Origin of the sequence: Ruficoccus amylovorans (assembly GCF_014230085.1) — a bacterium.
Classification (GTDB): Bacteria; Verrucomicrobiota; Verrucomicrobiia; order Opitutales; family Cerasicoccaceae; genus Ruficoccus; species Ruficoccus amylovorans.
In genome coordinates, this window is sequence record NZ_JACHVB010000025.1 from 19,193 (window position 1) to 41,544 (window position 22,352).

21 protein-coding genes are annotated in these 22,352 nt (G+C 63.1%); 4 read left to right on the forward strand and 17 right to left on the reverse strand.

The window, feature by feature from the left end:
• Positions 1-27: 27 nt before the first annotated feature.
• Together H5P28_RS09595 and H5P28_RS19885 are read right to left on the reverse strand one after the other, a co-directional pair.
• Positions 28-456: an ATP-binding protein gene (locus tag H5P28_RS09595; RefSeq protein WP_185675492.1), complete on the reverse strand. Its 429-nt coding sequence runs from the start codon at positions 454-456 to the stop codon at positions 28-30.
• Positions 457-536: 80 nt separating this feature from the next.
• A complete protein-coding gene (locus tag H5P28_RS19885; protein ID WP_185675493.1) occupies positions 537-1,739 on the reverse strand; it encodes a SpoIIE family protein phosphatase in 1,203 nt (400 codons plus the stop codon).
• Between the two features lie 262 nt (positions 1,740-2,001).
• On the opposite strand from H5P28_RS19885, the gene rpmB reads away from it, so the two are divergent.
• The 3 genes from rpmB to H5P28_RS09615 all read left to right on the forward strand — a co-directional run bounded on the left by rpmB (position 2,002) and on the right by H5P28_RS09615 (position 3,891).
• The gene (gene rpmB / locus H5P28_RS09605; protein WP_185675494.1) at positions 2,002-2,232 is read left to right on the forward strand and encodes a 50S ribosomal protein L28; all 231 of its coding nucleotides are present in this window, start codon (positions 2,002-2,004) and stop codon (positions 2,230-2,232) included.
• Between the two features lie 103 nt (positions 2,233-2,335).
• Positions 2,336-3,292 (forward strand): adenylate/guanylate cyclase domain-containing protein, encoded by a 957-nt coding sequence (locus H5P28_RS09610; protein ID WP_185675495.1) that lies wholly within the window; start codon positions 2,336-2,338, stop codon positions 3,290-3,292.
• Positions 3,289-3,891: a gluconokinase gene (locus H5P28_RS09615; protein WP_221773396.1), complete on the forward strand. Its 603-nt coding sequence runs from the start codon at positions 3,289-3,291 to the stop codon at positions 3,889-3,891. The genes H5P28_RS09610 and H5P28_RS09615 overlap by 4 nt, the downstream gene beginning before the upstream one ends.
• Positions 3,892-3,918: 27 nt before the next feature.
• Here the strand turns inward: H5P28_RS09615 and H5P28_RS09620 are convergent, their stop codons facing one another.
• The 6 genes from H5P28_RS09620 to H5P28_RS09645 form a co-directional block, all read right to left on the reverse strand.
• Entirely contained in the window at positions 3,919-4,341 is a 423-nt protein-coding gene (locus H5P28_RS09620) for a hypothetical protein (RefSeq protein ID WP_185675496.1), read from the reverse strand.
• A gap of 150 nt (positions 4,342-4,491) precedes the next feature.
• Positions 4,492-5,454, reverse strand: a complete 963-nt coding sequence (locus tag H5P28_RS09625; protein WP_185675497.1) for an acetylxylan esterase — start codon at positions 5,452-5,454, stop codon at positions 4,492-4,494.
• A 132-nt stretch (positions 5,455-5,586) separates the two neighbouring features.
• The gene (locus H5P28_RS09630; protein ID WP_185675498.1) at positions 5,587-5,994 is read right to left on the reverse strand and encodes a DUF1281 family ferredoxin-like fold protein; all 408 of its coding nucleotides are present in this window, start codon (positions 5,992-5,994) and stop codon (positions 5,587-5,589) included.
• A 108-nt stretch (positions 5,995-6,102) separates the two neighbouring features.
• Positions 6,103-6,525, reverse strand: a complete 423-nt coding sequence (locus H5P28_RS09635; protein WP_185675499.1) for a response regulator — start codon at positions 6,523-6,525, stop codon at positions 6,103-6,105.
• Positions 6,526-6,776: 251 nt separating this feature from the next.
• Positions 6,777-7,469 (reverse strand): CPBP family glutamic-type intramembrane protease, encoded by a 693-nt coding sequence (locus tag H5P28_RS09640; protein ID WP_185675500.1) that lies wholly within the window; start codon positions 7,467-7,469, stop codon positions 6,777-6,779.
• A 96-nt stretch (positions 7,470-7,565) separates the two neighbouring features.
• Complete coding sequence (locus tag H5P28_RS09645; RefSeq protein ID WP_185675501.1) at positions 7,566-8,702, reverse strand: calcium:cation antiporter; 1,137 nt, start codon at positions 8,700-8,702, stop codon at positions 7,566-7,568.
• 165 nt (positions 8,703-8,867) lie between these two features.
• On the opposite strand from H5P28_RS09645, the gene H5P28_RS09650 reads away from it, so the two are divergent.
• Positions 8,868-10,538: a glutamine--tRNA ligase/YqeY domain fusion protein gene (locus H5P28_RS09650; protein WP_185675502.1), complete on the forward strand. Its 1,671-nt coding sequence runs from the start codon at positions 8,868-8,870 to the stop codon at positions 10,536-10,538.
• Positions 10,539-10,706: 168 nt separating this feature from the next.
• Here the strand turns inward: H5P28_RS09650 and H5P28_RS09655 are convergent, their stop codons facing one another.
• From H5P28_RS09655 to H5P28_RS09695, 9 genes are all read right to left on the reverse strand, one after another.
• Positions 10,707-11,507 carry a fumarylacetoacetate hydrolase family protein gene (locus tag H5P28_RS09655; protein WP_185675503.1) on the reverse strand — a complete coding sequence of 267 codons (801 nt, stop codon included), beginning with the start codon at positions 11,505-11,507 and terminating at the stop codon, positions 10,707-10,709.
• A 30-nt stretch (positions 11,508-11,537) separates the two neighbouring features.
• Positions 11,538-11,780, reverse strand: coding sequence for a phosphoribosylformylglycinamidine synthase subunit PurS (gene purS, locus H5P28_RS09660; protein WP_185675504.1), 243 nt, complete (start codon positions 11,778-11,780; stop codon positions 11,538-11,540).
• Positions 11,781-11,985: 205 nt separating this feature from the next.
• On the reverse strand, positions 11,986-13,029 hold the full coding sequence (gene cheB, locus H5P28_RS09665) for a chemotaxis-specific protein-glutamate methyltransferase CheB (protein ID WP_185675505.1): 1,044 nt from the start codon (positions 13,027-13,029) through the stop codon (positions 11,986-11,988).
• Positions 13,026-15,437: a hybrid sensor histidine kinase/response regulator gene (locus H5P28_RS09670; RefSeq protein ID WP_185675506.1), complete on the reverse strand. Its 2,412-nt coding sequence runs from the start codon at positions 15,435-15,437 to the stop codon at positions 13,026-13,028. The genes cheB and H5P28_RS09670 overlap by 4 nt, the downstream gene beginning before the upstream one ends.
• Before the next feature lie 2 nt (positions 15,438-15,439).
• Positions 15,440-16,030, reverse strand: coding sequence for a chemotaxis protein CheW (locus H5P28_RS09675; RefSeq protein WP_185675507.1), 591 nt, complete (start codon positions 16,028-16,030; stop codon positions 15,440-15,442).
• On the reverse strand, positions 16,023-17,318 hold the full coding sequence (locus tag H5P28_RS09680; protein ID WP_185675508.1) for a CheR family methyltransferase: 1,296 nt from the start codon (positions 17,316-17,318) through the stop codon (positions 16,023-16,025). The genes H5P28_RS09675 and H5P28_RS09680 overlap by 8 nt, the downstream gene beginning before the upstream one ends.
• Positions 17,315-17,776, reverse strand: a complete 462-nt coding sequence (locus H5P28_RS09685; RefSeq protein WP_185675509.1) for a chemotaxis protein CheW — start codon at positions 17,774-17,776, stop codon at positions 17,315-17,317. The genes H5P28_RS09680 and H5P28_RS09685 overlap by 4 nt, the downstream gene beginning before the upstream one ends.
• A gap of 12 nt (positions 17,777-17,788) precedes the next feature.
• The gene (locus tag H5P28_RS09690; RefSeq protein WP_185675510.1) at positions 17,789-19,993 is read right to left on the reverse strand and encodes a methyl-accepting chemotaxis protein; all 2,205 of its coding nucleotides are present in this window, start codon (positions 19,991-19,993) and stop codon (positions 17,789-17,791) included.
• Positions 19,990-22,233: a methyl-accepting chemotaxis protein gene (locus tag H5P28_RS09695; RefSeq protein WP_185675511.1), complete on the reverse strand. Its 2,244-nt coding sequence runs from the start codon at positions 22,231-22,233 to the stop codon at positions 19,990-19,992. The genes H5P28_RS09690 and H5P28_RS09695 overlap by 4 nt, the downstream gene beginning before the upstream one ends.
• Between the last annotated feature and the right edge of the window lie 119 nt (positions 22,234-22,352).

A 22,352-nucleotide genomic window follows, 5' to 3' on the forward strand; every position in this document is an offset into this window, starting at 1 on the left:
GGAACGAGCAGCCGCAGGGCGTTGGCCTCAATCCTCCTCCGGCAGAGCGGAGATGTTCGCCTTGCGCATGGTGAATGTATTGGTTTCGTCAATACGCCGGTACTCGATGTGATCCATCAACTGCTTGCAGAAAAAGATGCCCAGCCCGCCGATGGGGCGCTCCTCCAGCGGCGCGTCGATGTCCGGCTCCCTGGCGTCGTGGAGCGGGTCAAAGGCCTTGCCGTGATCGCGAATAACCGCCTCCACCTCGTCGCCGATCAGTTTCATAGAGAGGTAGATATGATGCTGGGCGGGCACCTCGTAGGCGTAGGAGATGATGTTGGTCAGAACTTCGTCCAGGCAAAGGTTGAAGGTGTGGACGAGGGCCGGGTTCAGGTCGTGCGCCTCGCCGAAGCGCTCCAGGTCGGCGGCCAGTTGGTTGAGTTCCTTGACGTCGTTGATGTAGGTAAAGTCCATCGCGGCAGAGAGTATCGGGTCAGGTGAAGATAGTTTTACGAAAATGAGAGAAGGCCGGGGCTCCGGTATGGGGACAGCGTTTATTTGAAAATGATCTCCATGAGGGAGAAATCATCCTCGAAGGGGTCGCGGCCCTGAGCGCGGCGCACCCAGTCAACCATACTGGCGACCTTGCTTTTTCCCTCCTCGGGGGGGAGGCACAGGCCCGCGCCGAACTCCTCCTCGGTCATCATGCCGTGCCCGTCGGCATAATCGACCTCGTACACGCCGTCACTGAAGACATACAGGGTGCTGCCGGACGGCACCTGCGTGCTGTCTGTGGTGAAGGGCGCACCGGGCATCCCGCCAATGACCATCCCCGGCGTGAAGAGGGTTTCAAGGGATTCCTGCGGCCGGGCCGGATCAGTGATGAGGACGGCGGGCGGATGGCCGCCGGAGGAAAACTTCAGGGTGCGCGTGGGGCGATGGAAAACCCCATACCAGAGCGTGAAGTACATCTGGTTGTGCTTGTCCATGTCGAAGGCCTCGTTCAGCCCCGAGAGCACCGCTCCGGGATCGCGAAAATCCACCCCCGGCAGGGACTGCGCGCGCAGCACGTTGATGGCCGAGACCGAGTGCAGGGCCGCGCCGACACCATGTCCGGTCACGTCGAGCAGGTAGATGGCGAAGTGCTCGTCGTCGAGGTCGTGATAGCCGAAGGTGTCCCCGGCCAGGTCGGAGGAGGAGATAAAGACCCAGTCCGTCTTGACCAGGTCGTTCTCCATCGGGTCCGGAAAGAGCGAGCGCACGTAGCGGGCGGCCTCCTCCAGCTCCGCCTGGAGCGCGGCCTCCGCCTTTTTGCGCTGGAGCAGGTTGAGGTAGCCCTTGGAGTGGTAGCGGATGCGGGCGATCACTTCCAGCTTGTCCGGCAGTTTGACCATGTAGTCGTTTGCGCCCAGCTCGAAGGCTTTCTTTTTCGTCTCCGGCTCCTCCTTCGAGGACAGGACAATCATCGGCACCTCGCTAGTTTCGGCCTTGGCCCGGAAGAACTTGACCAGCGTCAGCCCATCAATGTCCGGCATGACCAGATCCTGCAAGATCACGGTCGGCTTGATCTCCAAAGCGGTTTCAATGGCCTTGGCCGGGTCGTTGATCGAGTGAAAGGCGATGTCCGGCTCCCCGGCGAGCATGCGGCGCACGGCCTCGCAGACCATCGCCTGGTCGTCCACCATCAGGACTTTGATGGCCGGCTCCTGGCCGGGGCTGTCGGGCGTATTCAAGGCCTGAGTGAGAGCGTCCTTCATGAGCGCGGATTGAAACGGCCCACACCGTTCACGGCAAGGATAAGAGTTTGAGAGTTTGGGGTTTGAGCGTTTGAGAGTTACGGTGAAAAACGTGAAGACGGGCATGAAAACAGAACTGTTTTGTAAAAAAAGCTGCCCCGCAGCGTAGCAGCCGCCACCTTCAAACTCTCAAACCCCAAACTCTCAAACTAAAAAAACCCTTGCCAAGACGCGCAGAAGGTCTAATTTGCCACGTTTTTCACTCAAGAGGAGAACCAATTCCATGTCACGCATCTGCATAGTCACCGGTAAACGCCCCCAACGCGGCAGCCGTATCCACCGCAAAGGTCAGACCAAGAAAAGCGGCGGTATCGGTACGCACGTCACCAAGGTCGTGAAGCGCACCTTTCGCCCGAACCTGCAGCGCATCCGGGTAAAGCTCCCCAGCGGCCAGGTCAAGCGCGTCTGGGTGTCCGCCAAGGCCATCAAGGCCGGCAAGGTCGAAAAGGCCTAAAACCTTTCGCCAACCCACTTTTTCCCAAACCCGGCCCCGTGCCGGGTTTTTTTGTCGCAATACCGTTGCAAACGCGGGCGAAGGGCCGCTAGGTTAAGGGCTTATGCAAGCGGGACAAGCCGTTACGCGACACTATCCCATCCCCAGAATCGACTTTGCCGATTTCTGGGACATTTGCGGCACCTTCATGCGCATCCACCCCGGGCTCACGCGCATCCGCTACACCATCGAGGGCTCCGAGTCCACCTTGGCCGACCACGAGTACGACGTGGCCCGGATTCTCGACCGGCTCCACCGCCAGCCCCAGGACCTCCTGCTGATGGAGGCCGAGTTCGAGGGGCCGAACACCCGCGAGGGGCACGCCCGCGCCGTTTACCGCCCCGTACCGGTGGACAGCGACCCCGGCGGCCTCACCATCTCGACCCCCAGCCTTTCCAAGCTCCTGCTCTACCAGTTCGAGAGCCTGCTTTACGATAAATACGACCTCGAAGAGCAGCTCCACCCCACGGTCAAATTCGGCAAGCCCTGCGAAGTGCTCGCCTCGATCATCGACCTGCGCGGCTTTTCCCAATTCTGCGAAAAGCCCACCATCGAGTCCCCCTACACCTGCGGGCTCATGCACTCCTTTTACCAGGCCGTGCGCCACGGCTACATCAAGTACCCGCCCGACCTGCTCAAATTCCTCGGCGACGGCGTGCTCGCGCTCTGGGAAACCACGGCCGAGGACCGCGAAGTCGCCATCGAGACCTGCCTCTCCGGCTCGCTCGATATCCACAACCGCTGGCAAGTCGTGCGCCGCAGCCCGCAGTTCACGCACGGGGCGCCCGAGGAGGTCGCCGTCGGCATCTCTTTTGGCCTGGCCAGCCGCCTGCCCGAAGTCGGCGACTACATCGGTCGCCCCGTCAACATCGCCAGCCGCCTCAGCAGCGTCTGCCCCGGTGGCCAACTCTACGTGGACAAATCCGTCCCCGGCATCGGCCCCGAGTATTCCAAGGACGACGCCACCGCCCACATCAAGAGCTTCGGACGCTACTACATCTGGCGCATCCACGCGGTTTGAAGAAATTTGTCATGTGCGTGGTGCTGATGGGCGTCTCCGGCGCGGGCAAAACCCTGATCGGGCAAAAACTGGCGACAGCCATCGGCGGGGAGTTTTTCGATGGAGACGACTCCCACCCCGCTGCCAACGTCGCCAAAATGCGGGCGGGCCTCCCCCTCGACGACGCCGACCGCTTACCCTGGCTGCGGCGGCTGCGCGCACTGATCGAGGAGCGCGAAGACAGGAGGAACGGGGCAAGGAGTGGATCCGGGTTCCAGACCGAGGCCTCAAAAACAGGCAGCGCGGAGGCCGGCGCTTCGGAGGGCTGCGCCCCCGCCATCACCCCGCCGCCGGTCATTCTCGCGTGTTCCGCGCTCAAAGCCAGCTACCGCGAGATTCTGGCCCCGGCAGGCGATCCCCGGGTACGGTTTGTCTACCTGACCGGGAGCTTCGAGCAGATCGCCCAGCGCCTGCGGGAGCGCCGGGGACACTTCATGCCCGAGAGTCTGCTGCGCAGCCAGTTCGAGGCGCTGGAGCCGCCCGCAGAAGCCCTCAGCGTGGACATCGGGCAAAGCCCCGAAGCTATCGTCGCGCAGATACGCCACGCACTGAAGATATAATCGGGTCCGGCAACGACCTAGGTGGTATTAATCAACCCATCGCGTATCGGTCACGGTCTTGACATGCTGATGGTCGTCAAATTCGACCGCCACGCCCCCGCCGGAGAAATCAATAAACCGCCACCCCGGCCTTTTCGTTTCGTAGAGCCAGATGCCGTCTTTTGCAATCCGGTCCGGTTCTCCAAGCATAAGCCTGACCTCGGCCTGGCTTTTATCTTTCAAGACATCTTCAGCCAGCAGCGCATCGACGTAAGTAAACCGGGTTTTCCGGTTCCCGTCCTTCCACGCTTCCGATGAAAAGACCGCCTTATCCGTGTACACTTTCTCATTCACCCATCCGTAGAGCCGCCCGGCAACCATACCGCCAATAACCAGCAGGTAAGGTCCAAGCAGTCCCAGGGCAATCGCAAGAAGCACCAGAACCAGCAGTCGCTTGGGGGCCTTTTTCATACGATTATGCCTGCATGCGCGGGGCCGAGGATAAGCATCCGCGAAGCGAGGCGAAGGGATTTTCACCCTCCCTCACTTCGCGGCTCTTCGCGTGACTTCGCGGGCAGGGATATCCCTGCCCGGTGTGATTGAAAAACGGATGGGAGCCGGTTACAGCCCCATCATGAACTGGAACATCTCCTCCTCCGAGCCGGGCAGGTTTTCGTGGCCGAAGTCCGGGTAGAGCAGGTAGGATTTTTCCGCGCCGATGGCGTTGTAGGCGGCGAACTGCGTCGAGGGCGGGCAGATTTCGTCGCTCTGGGAAATGGCCATAAGCACCTCGCCCTTGATGCGGGGGGCCAGGTGGGTGATGTCGATGTAGCCGAGCTTTTCGAAGATCGCTTCCTCGCGCAGGTGGCGCGGGTCGAAGCGGCGGAAGTAGTCCCGCAGGCCGGTGTAGGCGCGCTGGTCGAGCCCCATTTCCCAGACGCGCTTGTAGTCGCACAGGAAGGGGAACTTGGAAAAGGCGCGCTTGATCCGGGGTTCCAGAGCGGCACAGGCCAACGCCAACGCGCCTCCCTGGCTGCCTCCGCAGGAGCCGACGCGGGTCTCGTCCACCCACTCAAAGCCCATCACGATCCGGGCCAGCAGGGCTGTATCAAGGAAGACATTGCGGTAGTAGAGCTTTTCCGGTTCATCATCAAGGCCCTTGATTATGTGCCCGTGGAGGGTGTTGCCGCGAGTCGGGATGATATCGTCGGAGAGTCCACCCTGCCCCCGGCAATCCAGTCCGGCCACGGTGAATCCCGCCGCCACGTAGGGCAGCATGGCCACCCAGTCCGGGGCCGCCCCTGAGTATCCGTGGAAAAAGAGCAGGGCCGGAGCCGGCTCCTCGGGCAACTGCTTCGGAGTCACCACCCGGGCGTGAACACGGGCGCCGCCGGGACCGGTGAAGTGCATCGACTGGCAGGTCGCGTAGCTGACCGGGAAGTCCACCTCGCGGAAAGTCACTTGCGGGTCGATCGCGTCCAACTCGGACAGCCCCTTGGCCCAGAAGCTGTCAAAATCGGCCGGACACGGGTTCGTGCTGGTGCAGTTTACAAGTTCGTGAAGAGGTTTATCAACGACGGGCATAAGACTTCCTGCTTACAGGATACCCCCGAAAAAGCAAGCTTGCGCAACAAGCTTGGCCAAAAACCGTTATCCGCTCCCGCAGGGCGGAGGCGCACACGGGCGGAAACCGCCAAGAAATCGGCGTTGCTGACCTCAGGAAGCGAAAAGCTTCACGAAGGGCTCGCAGGGCTGCTTCTCCCACTGTTCATAGGAGCAGCCGTAGATTTCATTGAAAACCGCGTCGAAATCGTCGTCCACCAACGAAATCGCCTCCTCGTTGCTCTTGCCCTCGGCTATGGTGGCCTTGCAGATCCAGTGCCGGTTGGTGTAGGCGTCGGCCAGCAGGTTGAACTCCACGCCGGGGTGCTCCTTGGAAAGGGCCTTCAGCTCCTTGAAGGGCGGCTCCCAGTCGGTGTTGAAATTCACCCGGCCATTTTCAGTCCGAACGAAGTTCCAGTTGTCCTGCGCGAGCTTTTCCAGCGCCGCGAAGGCGGCCGCGCGTTGAGCATCGTCACCGCCACTGACAGTGATGAGGTTGTTGATATCCCGTTCTTCAGCCATGATCAGGTAAAAATCCCGGCGTCAGCACGCCGCATAAAAGAGGAAGGCATTAGGGGCTGACTTCGCACGGGTCAACCGCCTTTTTCTCTCCACACTCCACCCGAACGCTCAATCCCCGTCGCCAATCCGGGCTAGAATCGCGCGGACATGCTCGCTGAAGTAACACTCATCGCGAGAGAGTGCCTCAATGGCGCGCTGAAATTCCTCCAGCCCCTCCCCTTTTTCGATAAAGCCGTCCACTTGGCCGTCACGGGCGATACGGACATTTTCCGGGGTAGCCGCTCCCGTGAAGAGAATGACTTTCGAGGCGGGATGCTCACGCTTGATCAGATAGAGCGCCTCCAACCCCGAGATGGCCGGCACACGGATGTCAGCCAGGATCAGGTCCGGTTTTTTCTCATTGATCTCGCGCATGGCGACTGCTCCGTCGCCACAGCTCCCGACGATCTCCATCTGCGTGAAAGAAGATATGAATGTCTGCACTAATTCCCGCAGCAGGGCCTCGTCTTCAATGATGTAAGCCGTTTTCACTTCTATAGATAGAGCCTGATCTGGCAAGCAAACCCCGTCAATCCACAATATGTCCACAAGCATCCAGTCAATACCCCACGAATAAGACTACATAATATTACCTATCCCAGGACCGGGCTGATCCGTGTTCGTCCGCAGCCAGCTAAAGAAGCATTTTCGAGATTCACCTCCGGCCTCCTTTGTTACCGGCATAGAGTCTTACCGACCCAAAGCCAGCATTTCGCCCTAAAAGCGATCAAGAAAATCCAGAACTATCCTCGCGGTACCGCTCCGCCGTAAAAGTACCAGCCCAGCCCGATGAAAAAGAGGAAGTTTCCGTAAAGCGCATGCTCCAGTGTCACCAGGGCGAGCGAGCGCGTCCGCGCATAGGTGCTGGCAAAGATCAGCCCACCAATCAAGCTCAGGGCCGGGGCCACGGGATTGATAAAGAGCACGTGCGCGTAGGCGAAAACGACCGCGCTCGCCGTGACCATCGCCCATCTCGCCGGAAAAAACGTCCGGTAGCGCCGGAAGAAAAACGTGCAGAAAATAAACTCCTGCGGCAGCGCCGAGAGCAACGGATACAGGACAAACAGCAACAGCATGAACCCGAACTTCTCCCGGGGCAGTTGCAGCATTCGGTCCGGATCGTAGAAATACAGAAACGCCGCCATCGCCGCAGCCACCAGCACGAAGCGCGGCAGAATGAGTGAGAGGTTGCGGGTGTTGACCTCGCGCCAGCGCCAGACATCACCCCATCCCCGGAAATACCGCAGCCGGTAAACGATCCCGCAGTACAGGCACGCCGCCCACAGGAACAGGATCATCTCCCCCGCCAGCCGCCCAACGATAATCAGCGTCGGCAAGGCCACGCACAAGAGCGCGAACTCCAGCATCAGCCCGGCCCGGCGCGCCGCTGTCACGCGGACCGCCTGCCCGGCGGGATCTGGGTATGGTTCTGCCATTTTCCCGACAGGGTACGCGCTATCGTTACCGACACAAGCACCGGGCGTATTTCATCGGAAAAGCATTTGCCCAAGCCTATTCCCTTCTCCCATTCATCAGTCGAAAATCAGGACCAGGTAGGCCAGAAAGAGCACGAGGTGAACCGCCCCCTGGATGAGATTCGTCCGGGTGCTGGCGAAGTTCACCACGCACACACCGATGGAAAGCCCCAGCAGGACGATTTCAGTTGGCTCCAGGCCCAACTCGAGCGTCTTGCCCGTGACCAGGCTGACGATCAGTACCGCCGGGATGGTCAGGCCGATGGTCGCCAGCGCCGACCCCAGAGCGATGTTGACCGTGCGCTGGAGCCGGTTCGCAACTGCCGCCCGGAACGCGCCCAGCCCCTCCGGCGAGAGTACGAGGATGGCCACCAGAAAGCCTCCAAGTGCCTGCGGCGCGTGCAGCGCACTCATCCCGTGATCGACCAGATAGGCCATCTTCTTGGACAGGAGTACGATGGGCAACATGCACAGGAACAGGAAAACCGCATGGAAAGCCGTCGAGCGGATAATCAGGTCGCCGTGGTCATCATGGCCGCCGGGAGTATCGGTCTCGACCGGTTGCTGGAAAAAGTTCCGGTGACGCCCGCTCTGCATGAGCAGGAAAATCGCGTACAGCACGATGGACGCCACGGCCAGGAATACCTCCATCGGCCGCGACGGCACTCCGCCCGGCGCCGAGTCGGTGAAGCGCGGCAGAACCAGCCCCAACCCAGCCAGCGGGATGATGACGGCCAGATAGGCGTTCGCGCCCTGGAGGTTGTAGGTCTGCTCACGGTGCTTCCAGCCTCCGGCCAGCAGTGTGACCCCGAGCATGCCGTTGAGCACGATCATGAGCACAGAGAACATCGTATCCCGCGCCAGCGCCGGGTTTTCCCCGCCTGTGAGCATGACCGCCGTGATCATGACCACCTCGATACTGATGACCGAGAGCGTCAGGATGAGCGTGCCATAGGGCTCGCCGAGTTTGACCGCCAGGCAGTCGGCATGCTTGACCACCCCGAAGGCCAGCCAGAGCATGGCCCCGAAGACCCAGGCGAAAAGCAGCCCGTAAAGCAGCGGGCTTTCCACGTTTTTTACCCAGGGGGCTCCCACCGTCATCAGGATCACGGTACTGGCCAGACCGACCCAGAGGGAGAATTCTTCGCGAAAGATACCTGACCGGCGAGCCGGTGCATGAGAGTCGTCAGTCATCGTGTTGCGTAGCGGAAAGTTCGGACCCCGAGCGTGCACGGATCAGGCTCTGAGTCAAACGCGACTTGAACGGGCTTGCCCGATAATCCGCACGGGGGATTTGCCCGGCAGCGGCGGAATGGGTTGGACAAGCACCGCGCTTTCGGTCTCCATGAAAGATTCACCATGAGCGAAGCGACCGACAAGCCGAAGGACTTTATCCGCCAGATGATCGCCGAAGATGTCGCGGCGGGCAAACACGGTGGGCGCGTACACACGCGCTTCCCCCCGGAACCCAACGGCTACCTGCAAATCGGCCACGCCAAGGCCGTGTGCCTGAACTTCGGCATCGCCGAGGAGTTCGGCGGCAAGTGCAACCTGCGCTTCGACGACACCAACCCCGAGAAGGAGAGCCAGGAGTTTGTCAACGCGATCAAGACCGACATCCGCTGGCTCGGCTTCGAGTGGGACCAGGAGTGCTACGCCAGCGACTACTTTGAGCAGCTCTACACCTGGGCCGGGGATTTGATCAAAAAGGGCCTCGCCTACGTGGACGAGCAGAGCCCCGACGACATCCGCCAGAACCGCGGCACCCTGACCGAGCCCGGCGTCAACAGCCCTTACCGCGACCGTCCCGCCGAGGAGAGTCTCGACCTGTTCGCCCGGATGCGGGCGGGCGAGTTCGACGACGGGACCATGGTCCTGCGTGCCAAGATCGACATGGCCGCCCCCAACATGAACCTGCGCGACCCGGTCATGTACCGCATCAAGCGCATGCACCACCACCGCACCGGCGACAAGTGGTGCATCTACCCCAGCTACGACTTCACGCACGGGCAGAGCGACTCCATCGAAAAGATCACCCACTCGCTGTGCTCGCTGGAGTTCGAGGACCACCGCCCGCTCTACGACTGGTTCATCGAAAAGCTCGACATTTTCCCCTCCAAACAGACCGAGTTCGCCCGGCTCAACCTCAACTACACCGTCGTGAGCAAGCGCAAGCTGCGCACGCTGGTCGAGGAAGGCCACGTCACTGGCTGGGACGACCCGCGCATGCCCACCCTCTCCGGCATGCGCCGCCGGGGCATCCCCGCGCCCGCCGTGCGCGCCTTTATCGACAAGGTCGGGCTGACCAAGTTCAACTCCACCAGCGACATCGCCCTGCTGGAGCACGCCGTACGCGACGAACTCAACCGCAGTGCCGCCCGCCGCATGGCCGTGCTCGATCCGGTCGAGGTCGTCATCACCAACTGGCCCGTCGGCCAGACCATCGAGGTGGACGCGGTCAACAACCCCGAGGACGAATCCGCCGGGACGCGCAAGGTGCCCTTCAGCGGCCGCCTCTACATCGAGCGGGAGGACTTCCGCGAGGAGGCCAACCGCAAGTATTTCCGCCTGAAACCCGGGGGCGAAGTCCGCCTGCGCTACGCCTACATCATCAAGGCCGAGTCGGTGGAAAAGGACGCCAGGGGCAACATCACCCGCATCCTCTGCACCGCCGATCTGGACACCCTCGACAAGAACCCCGAGGACCGCAAGGTCAAGGGCGTCATCCACTGGGTCAGCGCCGAACACGCCGCCCAGGCCGAGGTCCGGCTCTTCGACCGGCTCTTTTTGGTGGAAAAGCCCGAGGCCGACAAGGATCGCCCCTTTACGGACTTTGTGAACCCGGACTCGCTCCAGACGATCACGGCCTTTGTCGAACCGGCGCTGGCCACCTCCGAGCCCGGCGCGCACTTCCAGTTCGAGCGGCTCGGGTACTTCACCCCCGACAGCCTGGACCACGTCCCCGGCGAGCGCCCGATCTTCAACCGCACCGTCACCCTCCGCGACTCCTGGGCCAAACAGGAAAGCTGAGCGGACGGCAGGGCCTGCGGTTTATACCGCCTCACGCCCGGTTTTACACCGCTCCAAGAATGAACAGGAAGGCCGGGAAGTAAGGAAAGAGGTACCTCCTCCAGCCCGTTTTCATCACAATCACGCACAAGAGCGGTAAGCCCGTTGCCGTGACCGAGCAAGCGGCGCTTAAACAGACTCTTCGAGGACGGGGTTGGTCAGGCGACCGATGCCGTCGATCTCGATGGTGACCTCGTCGCCGGGGGCGAGCCAGCGGGCCGGTTCGCGGGCCAGACCGACGCCCGAGGGCGTGCCGGTGAGAATGACCGTGCCGGGCAGGAGCGTGGTGCTGCCGCTGAGAAAGGCGATCAACTGCGGCACGGAAAAAATCAGGTCCGAGGTGTTCGAGTCCTGAAGTTTCTCGCCGTTGACAAAGGTGCGCAGGCCGACCGCGTGCGGGTCGGCGAACTCGTCCAGCGTCACCAGGCACGGTCCCAGCGGGCAGAAGGTGTCAAAGGTCTTGCCGCGCACCCATTGGCGGCCGCCACCGTTCTTTTGCCAGTCGCGGGCGCTAACGTCGTTGGCGGCGGTGTAGCCGGCCACGTAGTCCATCGCCTCGACTTCGGGGATGTTTTTCCCCTCTTTCCCGATGACCACGGCCAGTTCGCACTCGAAGTCCACCTGGTCGCTGCGCAGGCCGCGCGGGAGCAGGATCGGCCCGCCGGGGTGCTGGAGCGCCGTCGGGGCTTTCATAAAGACGATCGGATGCGGCGGCAGCTTCGCCCCCTGCTCGTCGGCGTGGGCGCGATAGTTAAGGCCGATGCAGTAGATCGCAGGCGGATTGACCGGAGCCAGAAACGCGGTCGGGACAACTTCCTCGTCCGTCGGCGTGAAGTGGGGGAACTCCCCTTCCAGCCGCAGATAGCGGCCCTCGGCCAGTTGCGCCCAAGAGCGCGTGCCATGCGGGTCTTCGTAGCGGATGATCTTCATGGCGGCTCCTGTTTTTTACTTAAAAACGACTCAGGCGCCGATCTCGTAGCGGAAGTCCTCGATGACGGGATTGCTCAGAAGGTCCTGGCAAAGCTTGTCCAGCGAGGCGCGGAACTCCGGCGTATCCTGCCCTTCCACCTCAAACTCCACGGTCTTGCCCACCCGCACGTTGGCGGCGGAGGTAAAGCCCAGACTGTGCATGGCATGGCCCACGGCCGCGCCCTGAGGGTCGAGAACGTTCTTCTTCGGCGTGACAAAAACGGTGATTTTCACGCGCCCCAGCAAGACAGCCCAAACGCCCGCTGGCAAGCACTCTCGGCAAATTTACTTCACCGATGCGGCCCCGCGCTGGCCCCACACCCCTGGCCTCCCCTACCGTTTCTCAGCAGAATGAAACCGCCTTGATGATGCCGGGGATTTAACAGGAAGGCCGGGAAGAACGCTAAGCAATCGCCTCCCGCACTTTCCCCTCTTCCTGTTAAATCTTTTGGGATGTCTCCAGCAGTGGTTTCAGGCGGGCCTTGACCGCTCCGGCAATAGCCGGGAGCGGCAGCACCTCGCAGGCGGCCTTGAGCGTCACCGCCGCCTTGGGCATACCGTACACCACACTGGTGGACTCGTCTTGCGCGATGGTGTGCCAGCCCTTGTGGCGCAGCGAAAGCATGCCCTCGGCCCCGTCGCGCCCCATACCAGTCAGGAGCACGGCGATCCCGCCGCGCAGCCAGTAATGCGCCGCCGAGTCAAACAGCACGTCCACCGACGGGCGATTAATCAGTTCGTGCGGCTCGGGGCTGTAGGCCAGAAAACCGCCGGGCCGCAGCATCAAGTGCTGGTCGCGTCCGGCGATAAGCACTTCCCCCACCTGGGGGACCTCGTGATTAGCCGCCAGTCGGACAGACAACTCGCAGCGATGATTCAGCCACTCGGCCAGCCCGGCAGCGAAGTCCGGGTCCACGTGCTGCACAATGACGACCGGAGCCGGAAAATCCGCCTCAAAGCCGGACAAAAGCGCGGCCAACGCCTGCGGGCCGCCCGTCGAAGCCCCGACCACGACCAGTGGTGGCTGGGTACCGGAATCCGCCTGCCGGACAGGCGGCAAGGCTCCCACCGCGTTGCGCGGGTGGCTGTGCCCGATGGCGTAGCCCAGATGGGCGATCTTGTCCAGCAGGCTGCGCCCACCCTCTAGTTCGCCCGCCGGACCCAGCGTGGGAGTGACAGCGGCATCAAGAGCCCCGTAGCCCATCGCCTCGTAAACAAGCTCGCCGTGCGTGCTGACCGAGGCCGTCACGATCAGGATCGCGCAGGGGCACTCGGCCATAATCCGGCGGGTGGCCTCCACCCCGTCCATGACCGGCATGACCAGGTCCATTAAAATCAAATCCGGCGTATCCTCCCGGCAGCGGCGCAGGGCCTCCTCGCCGTCGCGGGCCATCCAGGTGACTTCGTGCTCGCCGGAGCTGGAAACCACTCGCCGCAGCGCCTCAATGGCGAGGGCCATATCGTTAACAATGGCGATCCTCACTCGCGCGGCCCTCCGATCAGGTCGTTGATCGCGCCGATGAAGGTCTCGTCCTGAAAGCTGCTCTTGGTCAGGTAATAATCGGCCCCGGCCTCCAGCCCCTTGAGCCGGTCCTCCTCGCGGTCCTTGTAGGAGACGATGATGACCGGCAGGCGTTGCAGGCGGGAGTCCTGCCGGATGCGGGAGACGAACTCGTAGCCGTTGAGCCGTGGCATGTCCACGTCACTGACCACCAGGTCGAACTCGCCCAGGCGCACGGCGTTCCAGCCGTCGGCCCCGTCCACCGCCACCTCGACGGCGTACCCGGCGTTTTCCAATAGCTGGCGCTCGGTCTCGCGCACGGTGATGGAGTCGTCCACCACCAGCACGCGCTTGACGGGGGCTTTTTCCTCCTGCTCGCTGTAGCGCGACTGCATGCTGTCGCCACCGGCCAGGAGCTTGTCCACCGAGTGCACGAGGTCCTCCACATCGAGGATCAGGATCGGCTCGCCCTCCTCCGAGAGCGAGGCGGCGCTGACGCCGGGCACCTTGCCCAGGCGGCGGTCCAGCGGACGCACCACCAGGTCGGTCTCGCCGGTGAGCTTGTCCACCTCGACGCCGTAAAGGTTGTTGCGGTCGTTGACGACCACGACGTTGATGTGGCGCGCGATCATGCTGACCGCCCCGGCCAGCCCGAGGGCCGAGCGCGAAGACACCAGCCCGATATTCTGCCCGTCGAGGTCGAAGTACTGGCGGTTTTCCAGCACCTTTAAGTCGCCGATGTTGAGCAGGAGCGTGCGATTGATACGGCTGAGGGGAAAGGCGTAGGGCTCGCCATCTATCTCGACCAGCAGCGCCCGGATAACCGAGCGGGTGATCGGCAACTGGAGATGGAACGTCGTTCCCTTACCCAGCTCGGTCGAGATGCGAACCTGCCCGCCGACCTCCTGCATGAGCGTCATCACCACGTCGAGGCCGACTCCGCGACCGGAGATTTCCGTCACTTGCCCGGCGGTAGAAAAGCCCGGCAGAAACAGAAACTCCAGCAACTCGTCGTGGTTGAGGCTGCGGGCCATGTCCTCGGTGGCGAGGCCCTTTTCTACAATCTTGGCGCGCAGGCGCTCGACATCGACGCCGCGCCCGTCGTCGCGCACCTCCACGATGAGCATGCCAGCGCTGTGCCGGGCGAGCAGCCGCAGAGAACCGGCCTCAGGTTTACCGGCAGCGGCGCGGTCGGCGGGCAATTCGAGCCCGTGGTCGCAAGCGTTGCGCAGGAGGTGGTTGAGCGGGGCCTCCAGCCGGTCGAGGATGTCGCGGTCCACCGGCGTTTCCTTGCCCTCGATGGAAAAGCGGATCTGCTTGCCCGTGGTCTTGGCCAGGTCCCGGATAAGGCGCGGGAAGCCCTGCACCCCGTCGCCGAAGGGCCGCATACGGCTCTCGAGCACCTCGCGGTAGAGCCGGTCCGAAAGTAATGTGTTGCGCTGGGAAAAGGCGGCGAAAACCTCCAACTGGTTGCGGATCGAGCGCAGATTCTCGTGCGCGGCCAGCCGGATCTGCTCCAGGTGGCGGTTGAAGCTGGCCGGGTTTTCGCCGTTTTCCAGCAACTTGCATCCCTGATCGATGCGGGCGTTCAGCTCGGTCTGCGACTCCTTCAACCGCAGGAGCGTCTCGCGAAAATGCTCAAGCTGGCGCGTCTCCACCAGCGTCTCCGCCGCCAACCCCATGAGGCGGTTCAGGTTGTCCGCCGACACGCGCACGACCTGTTCAGCCCCGTGCGGGGCCGACTTCGATGCGGGTTTGGCAGCGGGGACGGACTTTTTATCGCCGGGGGCGATGGGCACGCTTCCGGTAGAAGCGGGTTGCCCCTCGACTTGCGCGGAGACGGTGACATCTCGCTCCCCGGCAACGGAGGAAGCATCGGCCTCGGAACCAGCCCCACCGGTGGCGGACGACTCGTCTGCATTCGCCGGGGCGGATTCCTTTGCGGTAGCGGAAGTGCCCCCGGCCCGGCAAGTATCCGGCACCGGACCACCCGCGCGGACAGCGTGCAAGGCTTCGGCCAGCACGGCGGAGCGGGGTTTGTTTTCTTCCAGCCAGGCGGGCATGGTGGCAGCGTCGGGGCCGCCCGAGTCCACAAGAAAGTCCACCGTCCGAAGCAGCAGGTCAAAGAAGCCTTCGGGGAAGTCGAGCTTGCCCTCGCCCACGGCGACAAAGACATCCTCCAGCGCGTGGGCGACAGTCGAAACCGGCTCCAGCCCGATGATGCGGGCCGCGCCCTTGAGCGAGTGGGCAGCGCGCATAAGGTTGTTGATCAGCGCGGTGTCGCCGGGTGCGTTTTCCAGCTCCAGCAACCCGTTGTTGAGCGCCGCGCCGTGCGTCTCCACCTCCTGTTGGTAGAGATCCAGCATCGAGAAATCCGGTTCGGCGGCCATGATCAGAGAATCTTGTTGCTGAGGCTGTGGAAGATGAGTTCGTCGTCGAGCCAGCCGATCTGCTGGCCGCGCAGGCTGAAGAGGCCCTTCGTGTAAGTGGCGAGAGCCTTGGCCACCGTCACCGGTACGGCCTGCATCTGCGTCAGTTCGAAGTGCACCACCCCGTAAACCTCCTCCACCCGGAAGGCGAAGGCGTTGTTGTCACGGCCGATGAGGATCATCCGGCGGTAAACGCGGCGGCTGAGGCTGGCGGCCTCGGCCTTGGGGTCGCGCAGCCCGAGCAGCGCCTGGAGAGCCACCGTCAACTGAAGCTCCCCGCGCACGTTGCAGACGCCCCGCAGCACGTCATTCGAGCGGCGGGGAATCCGGTGCACGGTTGCCTCGGCGCAGACCTCCTTAACCACCGGGCAGGCCAGCGCGAGCCACTCGTCCTGCAGGCGAAAAACCAGCAGGGCCACCGTCTCGCGCGTCTCCTCCTCGGGCGGGTTTTTGATACGCTCAATCCACTCCTCGCGGTAGCCCTCGGGGTACGGACGGTCAAGCAGGCTCTCGACCTGACGGTTTTCCGGCGGCGGTAAAAGTTCCTCAGACATGGGCGGCCTCCAGCTTGCGGACGCGCGCTCTCAAGCGCTGCGCCTCCTGTGCCGAGCCCCGACGCTCGGCCAACAGCGCCATCTGCACCAGCGCGTCCAGGTGGTTCGGATTCAGGTAAAGGGCCTTGCGGATACAGGTCTCGGCCTCTGCCAGCCGCGATGAAGCCATCTCGATCTGCCCGAGCAAAAAGAGAGCGTCGGCACTTGGCTTATGGGTCTGCAAATGCGTCAGGCACTGCTCACGGGCGGCGGCGAGATTCCCCTGATCTGCCAGTCGCGCAATCTCGTGCAGGACCAGGGCGGAAGCGTCCTTTTCGGAGGAAGCGTTCACGGCCCCGGAAGTCGCGGCGGGAACGGGCGATTTTAAAGCGGAACGAGCGGGCACGACAGTTGAAGACCGGCGCGAAGCGGAACCCGATGCGGAAACCCGGCCTGTCTTGCGGGCGGGGACGGAGCATGGTTTAGCGACACCCGATGCCGGGACGCTCAGCCGCCGGCGGTAGCAGAAAGCGCTCGCCGGACCGGTCGGCTCAAACTCGCCCGTCAGCACGGACAGTCCGTCGGCGTGTCCGACGAAAAACAGCCCGCCGTCGGCCAATAGTTTCTGCATGTGGCCGACCACGCTGCGGCGAGCATCCTCGCAGAAGTAGATCAGCACGTTGCGGCAGAAAATCACGTCAAAAGACGGGGCGAAGGCGAGGCTGCCGGGATCGAGCAGGTTGCAGCGCTTGAAGGACACACAACGGCGCACCTGCTCGCGCACCCGCATCCCGCCCTCCGGAAGCGGCTCGAAGTGGTGACGACGGCCCTCAGCATCCTTCCCCCGGAAGGCCATCGAGCGGTACTCACCCCGGCGGGCGTGGACGAGGTTACGCTCGCTCACATCCCCGGCATAGACGCGGAAACTTCTTTCCGGCAGACCGGAGTCGATCAGTGTCATGGCAATCGAATACGGCTCGGGACCGGAGGCGCAGGGCACGCTCAGTACGCGCAGCATGCGGTCGGGGCCGGACTGGCCGGACCACTCGGACTGGACCCAGCGGGCCAGAAAATCAAAGGGGGCGCGGTCCCGAAAAAACCACGACTCGGGCACCAGTAGCTCGTCGACAAACGCCTCAAACTCCTCCCCCGACGCCAACAGCTTTTCCAGGTAGGCATCCTCATCCTCCACCCCGAGCTGGCGCATGCGGTGGTGCGCGGCAACGAGGCAGCCCGGCCCCGAAAGCACAGTATCGTCAAAGCCGTAGGTGCGGCGCAGGCGCTGGAGCATATCCGGCGGCAGGGTCATGCCGGGACCTCCTTACACTGGCGCAGCAGGGCGCGAATCTCGGGGGTGATCAGTTCCTCGACCTCGACGCACTGGACAAGCTCGCCGCGGGCATCCTTGAGCACGCGGCCCAGGTGCGGGGCCTCCGGCGGGCGCAGCCCCGGGTCGAGCAGCGCGGCCTCGTCCACCGTCAGGGTGTCGGTGACTTTCTCGGCCAGCAGGGCGACAAGTTGGCCGCTCCCGCCGTTGGCCTCGACCACAAGGTAACGGGTGCTCAGAAAAATCTCCGCCGGGCGACCGACCGTTAACTGGCACAGGTCAATCACGGGCAGGATTTTCCCCCGATACTCGAAAATCCCCTTCACCGCGGCGGGAGTGCCGGGCACCTCACGCACGGGCATGGCGGGCACAATCTCCACCACCCGCTGCGAATCCAGTCCGTAGCGGCGCGGGCCGAGTTGGAACAAAATGATCAACATGGTCGGTGCGCCTCAGCCGCCGGAAGATTTTTTCGGGCGCATGGGAAAGGGCATGTTCGTCATGCCGGTGGTGTTGCGGTCGGCTACCTTGAAGCGGGAAACTTCGCGCCGCAGGTTGTTGACCGCCGTGTGCAGGGCCTGCGTGGCCTTGTCGAACTCGACCAGCGAATCGGCGCTGCGCTGCGCGCCGTCCTTGAGGTTCGTCATCGCGTCGCTGATCTGGGCCGCGCCCTGCGTCTGCGACTGCATCCCTTCCCGCACCTCGGCGAAGCGCGGGGAAAGCTCCTGTACGCGGCTGATGATGCCGTCGAGCTGGCGGCTGAGCTCGTCAATCTCGCCCACGCCGCCGCGCACGCCCTCGGAGAACTTGTCCATCTCCATGACTCCGGCGGAGACGGCGCTCTGCATCTCCTTCACCATCTGGTCGATGTCCACCGTGGCCTTGGCGGTCTGGCTGGCCAGCCGGCGAATCTCACGCGCCACCACGGCGAAGCCCAGCCCGAACTCGCCCGCTTTTTCCGCCTCGATGGCGGCGTTGAGCGAGAGCAGGTTCGTCTGCTCGGAAACCTTGTTGATGGCGGTGACGATGCGGGTGATGTTGCTGGCCTTGTCGGAGATGGCCGCGAGCTTGTCCGAAATCGACTGCGTGGCCCCGTCCAGGTGGCTCATGGCCTCGGCCATGGCGGCGAGCTGCTGGCGGCCGGTCTCGGCCATGCCCGCGGTCTCGGAGGAGCTGGAGGAGACATTCTCCATCGTGTTGAGCAGTTCGCGGGAGGTTGCGCTGATCTGGCTCACGGCAGCGGCGATCTGCGTCGTCGAGGCCCCGAAGTCCTGAATCGTCGCCTCCTGCGACTTGGCCGTGCCGGTGATCCGGGTGGCGGTCGAGACAAGCTGGATAGTGGCGCTTTTGACCTGGAGCAGCAGGCCGTTGAGGCTGCCGACCATATCCTTGATCGCCTGGAGCAGTTGGCCGGACTCGTCCTTGGTATCGACTTCGACTTCCGCCGTGAGGTCGCCCCGGGCCACACGCTGGGCCAACTCGTTTGCTACCGAAATACGACGCGAGAAGGAATTGGCAAAGATCCAGATGATGAGAATAATCAGCAGCACCGTCACCCCGACCATCGCAAAGGTGAGCGCGGCAGATTCGCGGGTCGGCGCCATGATCTCGCTGAAGCTCACCGTCATGACCAGGCGCCAGCCCCCGGTGGGGATGTAGGCGCTGGCGATGAAGGAGCGCTCACCGCGCAGGGGGTCGTCGATCTCGATCACATCGGTGTTGCGTCGCGAGAGGGAAAAGCGCTGGAAGATGTCGCGGTAGGTGTTGCTGACGTTGCCGTCGAGGAGGCGCTCGGCCTTGGCCTCGTCAAACTGGAGCATCCCGCTGCCCTCGTCGAAAGTGAAGACATCGGTCAGCATACGGCCTTTTTCACCGGGGTTTTCCTGAACAAAGAGCTGGTCAACCGGCGCGGTCCGCAAGCCCGAGCCGTAGGTGGTTGAAATGATGCGCCCCCGGCTGCTGATGAGAAAGAACTCCGCCGACTCGTAGGGCTTGAGCTTGTTGATGAACTCGTCGAGGAAGTCCAGACCCCGATCGATCCCGCAGATGCCCATGAAGCGCCCGTCGATGATAATGGGGGCCATCTGTTCGACGATCAAGTTGGCGTGGTTATAAACGTAGGGCTCGGTCACGAGGAACGTCTCGCTGCTGCCGCGGATGTACTTCTCCTTCACCCCGGCGTAGTAGAGCGCGCTCTCCATGTCCACCAGCGGCTCCAGCGTGTAGGCACCGTTGTTCTGCGGGTCGCGGAACCAATAGGCCAGGAAGCGCCCGTCGGCGTCGAGATAGGTGTCCCCGTCCTTGAAGTTCTGCACATACTCGGCGTCGCGTCCGTCGGCGTTGGGCTCGTAGCCGCAACTGGCCCCGATGAACTCCGGAAAGTCGTCCAGCACGCCACGTAAAAGCTCGATTGTCTCCTCGCGCTTGCCGAAGAGGCCGTTCTGCTGGGCCAGGGCGAGCGTCCGCACGACGGAGACCGATTCGCTGTTGTCACGCTCGATTTCGAGGGCGGCTTTCTGGAGCTGTTCGGCGATGAGCTGCTTCTGCCCGGCGATCAAGGTGTCGCGCACCCGGAGCATGTTGAAGGCGGCCAGCGAGAGCATGATGACCAGCACCGGGAGCACCATCGTCAGCATGATTTTCGAACGCATCTTCATGACGGCTCCTCCTCCGAGGCGGGCTTGTCGCCGTCCATGCGGAACCGGGCGATCCCGTCCTGCATGGCCTGGACGGCGCGGTTGAGCTTGTCTGTGGTGTTTTTAAAACCTTGCAGCGAAGCGGAGGTCTGGTGGGCGGCGAGGTTGAGGTTGGCCACGGCCTCGGAAATCTGCGAGGCCCCCACGGCCTGCGAGGACATACCCTCGCGCACACTGTCGAAGCGCGGCGTAAGCGCCTCGACCTGCTCGATGATGTTCTCCATCTGTCCGCTGAGTTGGGCCGTGTTGTCAATGCCGGTGCGGACGGCCTCGTTGAACTTGTCCATCTCCATGACCCCGGCGGAAACCGAGGACTGCATCTCCTTCACCATCTGCTCGATGTCCTGCGTGGCCACGGCGGTCTGGTCGGCCAGGCGGCGGATTTCACGCGCCACCACCGCGAAGCCCAGCCCGTACTCGCCCGCCTTCTCGGCCTCAATGGCGGCATTGAGCGAGAGCAGGTTCGTCTGGTCGGCCACCTTGGCGATGGTCGTGACCACGGCGTTGATGGCCTGCGCACGCTCGGCGATGACGGAGAGCTTCCCGGTAATAGACCGGGTGGCCGTCTCCAGCCCCTCCGACCCCTCGCGCATCTCCTCCAGGTGTGAACGGCCCGCGCTGGCGATCCCGGCGGTGTTGCGGGCGCTTTCGGAGACCTTGTTCATGGTCTGGGAAAGCTCCTGCGAGGTGCTGGAAATCTCCTTCACGGCGGCGGCAATCTCGCTGGAAGACGAGCCGAAGTCCTGCACCGTGCCTTCCTGCGCCCGGGCCGTATCCGTCATCTCGGTTGCGGTCCCGGCCAGTTGGCGGCTGGAGTCGCGGACTCCTCCGACGAGGGCATTGAGGTTGCGGATCATCTTGAGGATGGCCCGGAAAAGCTGACCCGTCTCGTCCTGTTGATGGACGAGTTGGCGATTACCACTCTGCACCTGACAGCACTCTTCCATCTGCGAGGCGGCTTGCCCAAGGCGACCTTCGGCCACAAGTTCGGAAATATTCGTCAGGTAAGTGATCGGGCGGGCGATCCAGCCGCCCAGGACGGTGGCCAGCAAACCGACCACAACGAGCGTAGCGATGGCCCCGATGAGGGTGTGCTTTAAAATCGCGGTAAAGGCGTGGGCCACCTCCTGATGCGGACGGTCGAACTCGCGCTCGAAAGCCGTCACCCCGACCACCCAATCCCAGGGCTTGAAGTAGGCGTAGTGGATTTCCTTGTAGCGGACATTGCCGGAAGCGTCCTGCCAAGCCACGTCTTCGGTCCCGACCTCGCCAGGCTGGAGCCGGATGGCCTTTTTGCGGATGTCCTCGATGTAGTCGCGTCCGTCGATGTCGCGCACACGGGAGATATCCTGCATCTCGGCCGCGCCGTCGCGGAAGAACTCGTAACGTCCCCGACCCATTTTATCCTGGCCGGGCATGATCCAGGCGTAGCCGGTTTCGCCCACTTCGATGGAGGACAAGGCCCGGCGCAGGCTGTCCACGCTCTCGCGCTTCACGCCGACGTAGAGCATGCCGATGATCTCCTCGCCCCGCGAATCATAAACCGGCTCATAGGCGGCCAGGTACCAACTGTTCACCACGAAGGCGCTGCCCTGGTAAGTGTCGCCCCGCATGACAGTGGAAACGACCGCATTGGGTGTGCCGTCGGGATCGACGGCGGGGATGTAAGTGCCGATGGCGCGGTCGCCCTCCAACGTGAGGACATTGGTGGCCACGCGCAGCATATCGCCCTCCTCGTTCATGCGCTGGAAAATCGTCGCCGTGCCGCCAACCATGTCCCGGACGGCGTCCACCAGCGCGGTGGGCTTGGCGGCGTCGACGTTCTGGCCGAGCCATTCCTCACCGAGGAGCATTTCGGGCAGTTCGAGGCCGCGCTTCTCGTCGTTAAGCTGGTTCACCGCGTTCCAGCGTACAAGCTCGGCTCCGAGACGCAGGCCGCCTTCTTCCTTTACGAGGTGGTCGGCCACCCCGAGGGCTGCGTCCACCTGAAGCTGGACGAGGTCATTGGCGTTGGCGCACAGGTTGTAAATGTCGCGGGTGGTCTGGTCGAGATTAGCCGCGACCATGGCGTCAAGCTGCTCGCCGATGATGTGCGTACTCTTGCGCTCCTGCACGAATATGAGCAGCGCCAGCACGATTGCCGGCAGCAAGGCCGAGAAGAGCGCCAGACCGGTGACTTTGTGCCGGAGCTTAAGTTTCATCGCAACAATGGGTTACTTATCTTCGTCTCCGGTCCGCTTGGCAAGACGGGAGTTCGCGGCCAGCGACCGCGCCGCCGGAGTCGGCTCCGGCAGCCAGCGATAAAAAAAGCGGCGTGGAC

Excerpts from the sequence above, each read along its gene's own strand:
- H5P28_RS09595 (WP_185675492.1), bottom strand. The coding sequence starts at position 456 with ATGGACTTTACCTACATCAACGACGTCAAGGAACTCAACCAACTGGCC.
- H5P28_RS19885 (WP_185675493.1), bottom strand. The coding sequence starts at position 1,739 with ATGAAGGACGCTCTCACTCAGGCCTTGAATACGCCCGACAGCCCCGGC.
- rpmB (WP_185675494.1), top strand. The coding sequence starts at position 2,002 with ATGTCACGCATCTGCATAGTCACCGGTAAACGCCCCCAACGCGGCAGC.
- H5P28_RS09610 (WP_185675495.1), top strand. The coding sequence starts at position 2,336 with ATGCAAGCGGGACAAGCCGTTACGCGACACTATCCCATCCCCAGAATC.
- H5P28_RS09620 (WP_185675496.1), bottom strand. The coding sequence starts at position 4,341 with ATGAAAAAGGCCCCCAAGCGACTGCTGGTTCTGGTGCTTCTTGCGATT.
- H5P28_RS09625 (WP_185675497.1), bottom strand. The coding sequence starts at position 5,454 with ATGCCCGTCGTTGATAAACCTCTTCACGAACTTGTAAACTGCACCAGC.
- H5P28_RS09630 (WP_185675498.1), bottom strand. The coding sequence starts at position 5,994 with ATGGCTGAAGAACGGGATATCAACAACCTCATCACTGTCAGTGGCGGT.
- H5P28_RS09640 (WP_185675500.1), bottom strand. The coding sequence starts at position 7,469 with ATGGCAGAACCATACCCAGATCCCGCCGGGCAGGCGGTCCGCGTGACA.
- H5P28_RS09645 (WP_185675501.1), bottom strand. The coding sequence starts at position 8,702 with ATGACTGACGACTCTCATGCACCGGCTCGCCGGTCAGGTATCTTTCGC.
- H5P28_RS09650 (WP_185675502.1), top strand. The coding sequence starts at position 8,868 with ATGAGCGAAGCGACCGACAAGCCGAAGGACTTTATCCGCCAGATGATC.
- H5P28_RS09655 (WP_185675503.1), bottom strand. The coding sequence starts at position 11,507 with ATGAAGATCATCCGCTACGAAGACCCGCATGGCACGCGCTCTTGGGCG.
- H5P28_RS09670 (WP_185675506.1), bottom strand. The coding sequence starts at position 15,437 with ATGGCCGCCGAACCGGATTTCTCGATGCTGGATCTCTACCAACAGGAG.
- H5P28_RS09675 (WP_185675507.1), bottom strand. The coding sequence starts at position 16,030 with ATGTCTGAGGAACTTTTACCGCCGCCGGAAAACCGTCAGGTCGAGAGC.
- H5P28_RS09680 (WP_185675508.1), bottom strand. The coding sequence starts at position 17,318 with ATGACCCTGCCGCCGGATATGCTCCAGCGCCTGCGCCGCACCTACGGC.
- H5P28_RS09685 (WP_185675509.1), bottom strand. The coding sequence starts at position 17,776 with ATGTTGATCATTTTGTTCCAACTCGGCCCGCGCCGCTACGGACTGGAT.
- H5P28_RS09690 (WP_185675510.1), bottom strand. The coding sequence starts at position 19,993 with ATGAAGATGCGTTCGAAAATCATGCTGACGATGGTGCTCCCGGTGCTG.
- H5P28_RS09695 (WP_185675511.1), bottom strand. The coding sequence starts at position 22,233 with ATGAAACTTAAGCTCCGGCACAAAGTCACCGGTCTGGCGCTCTTCTCG.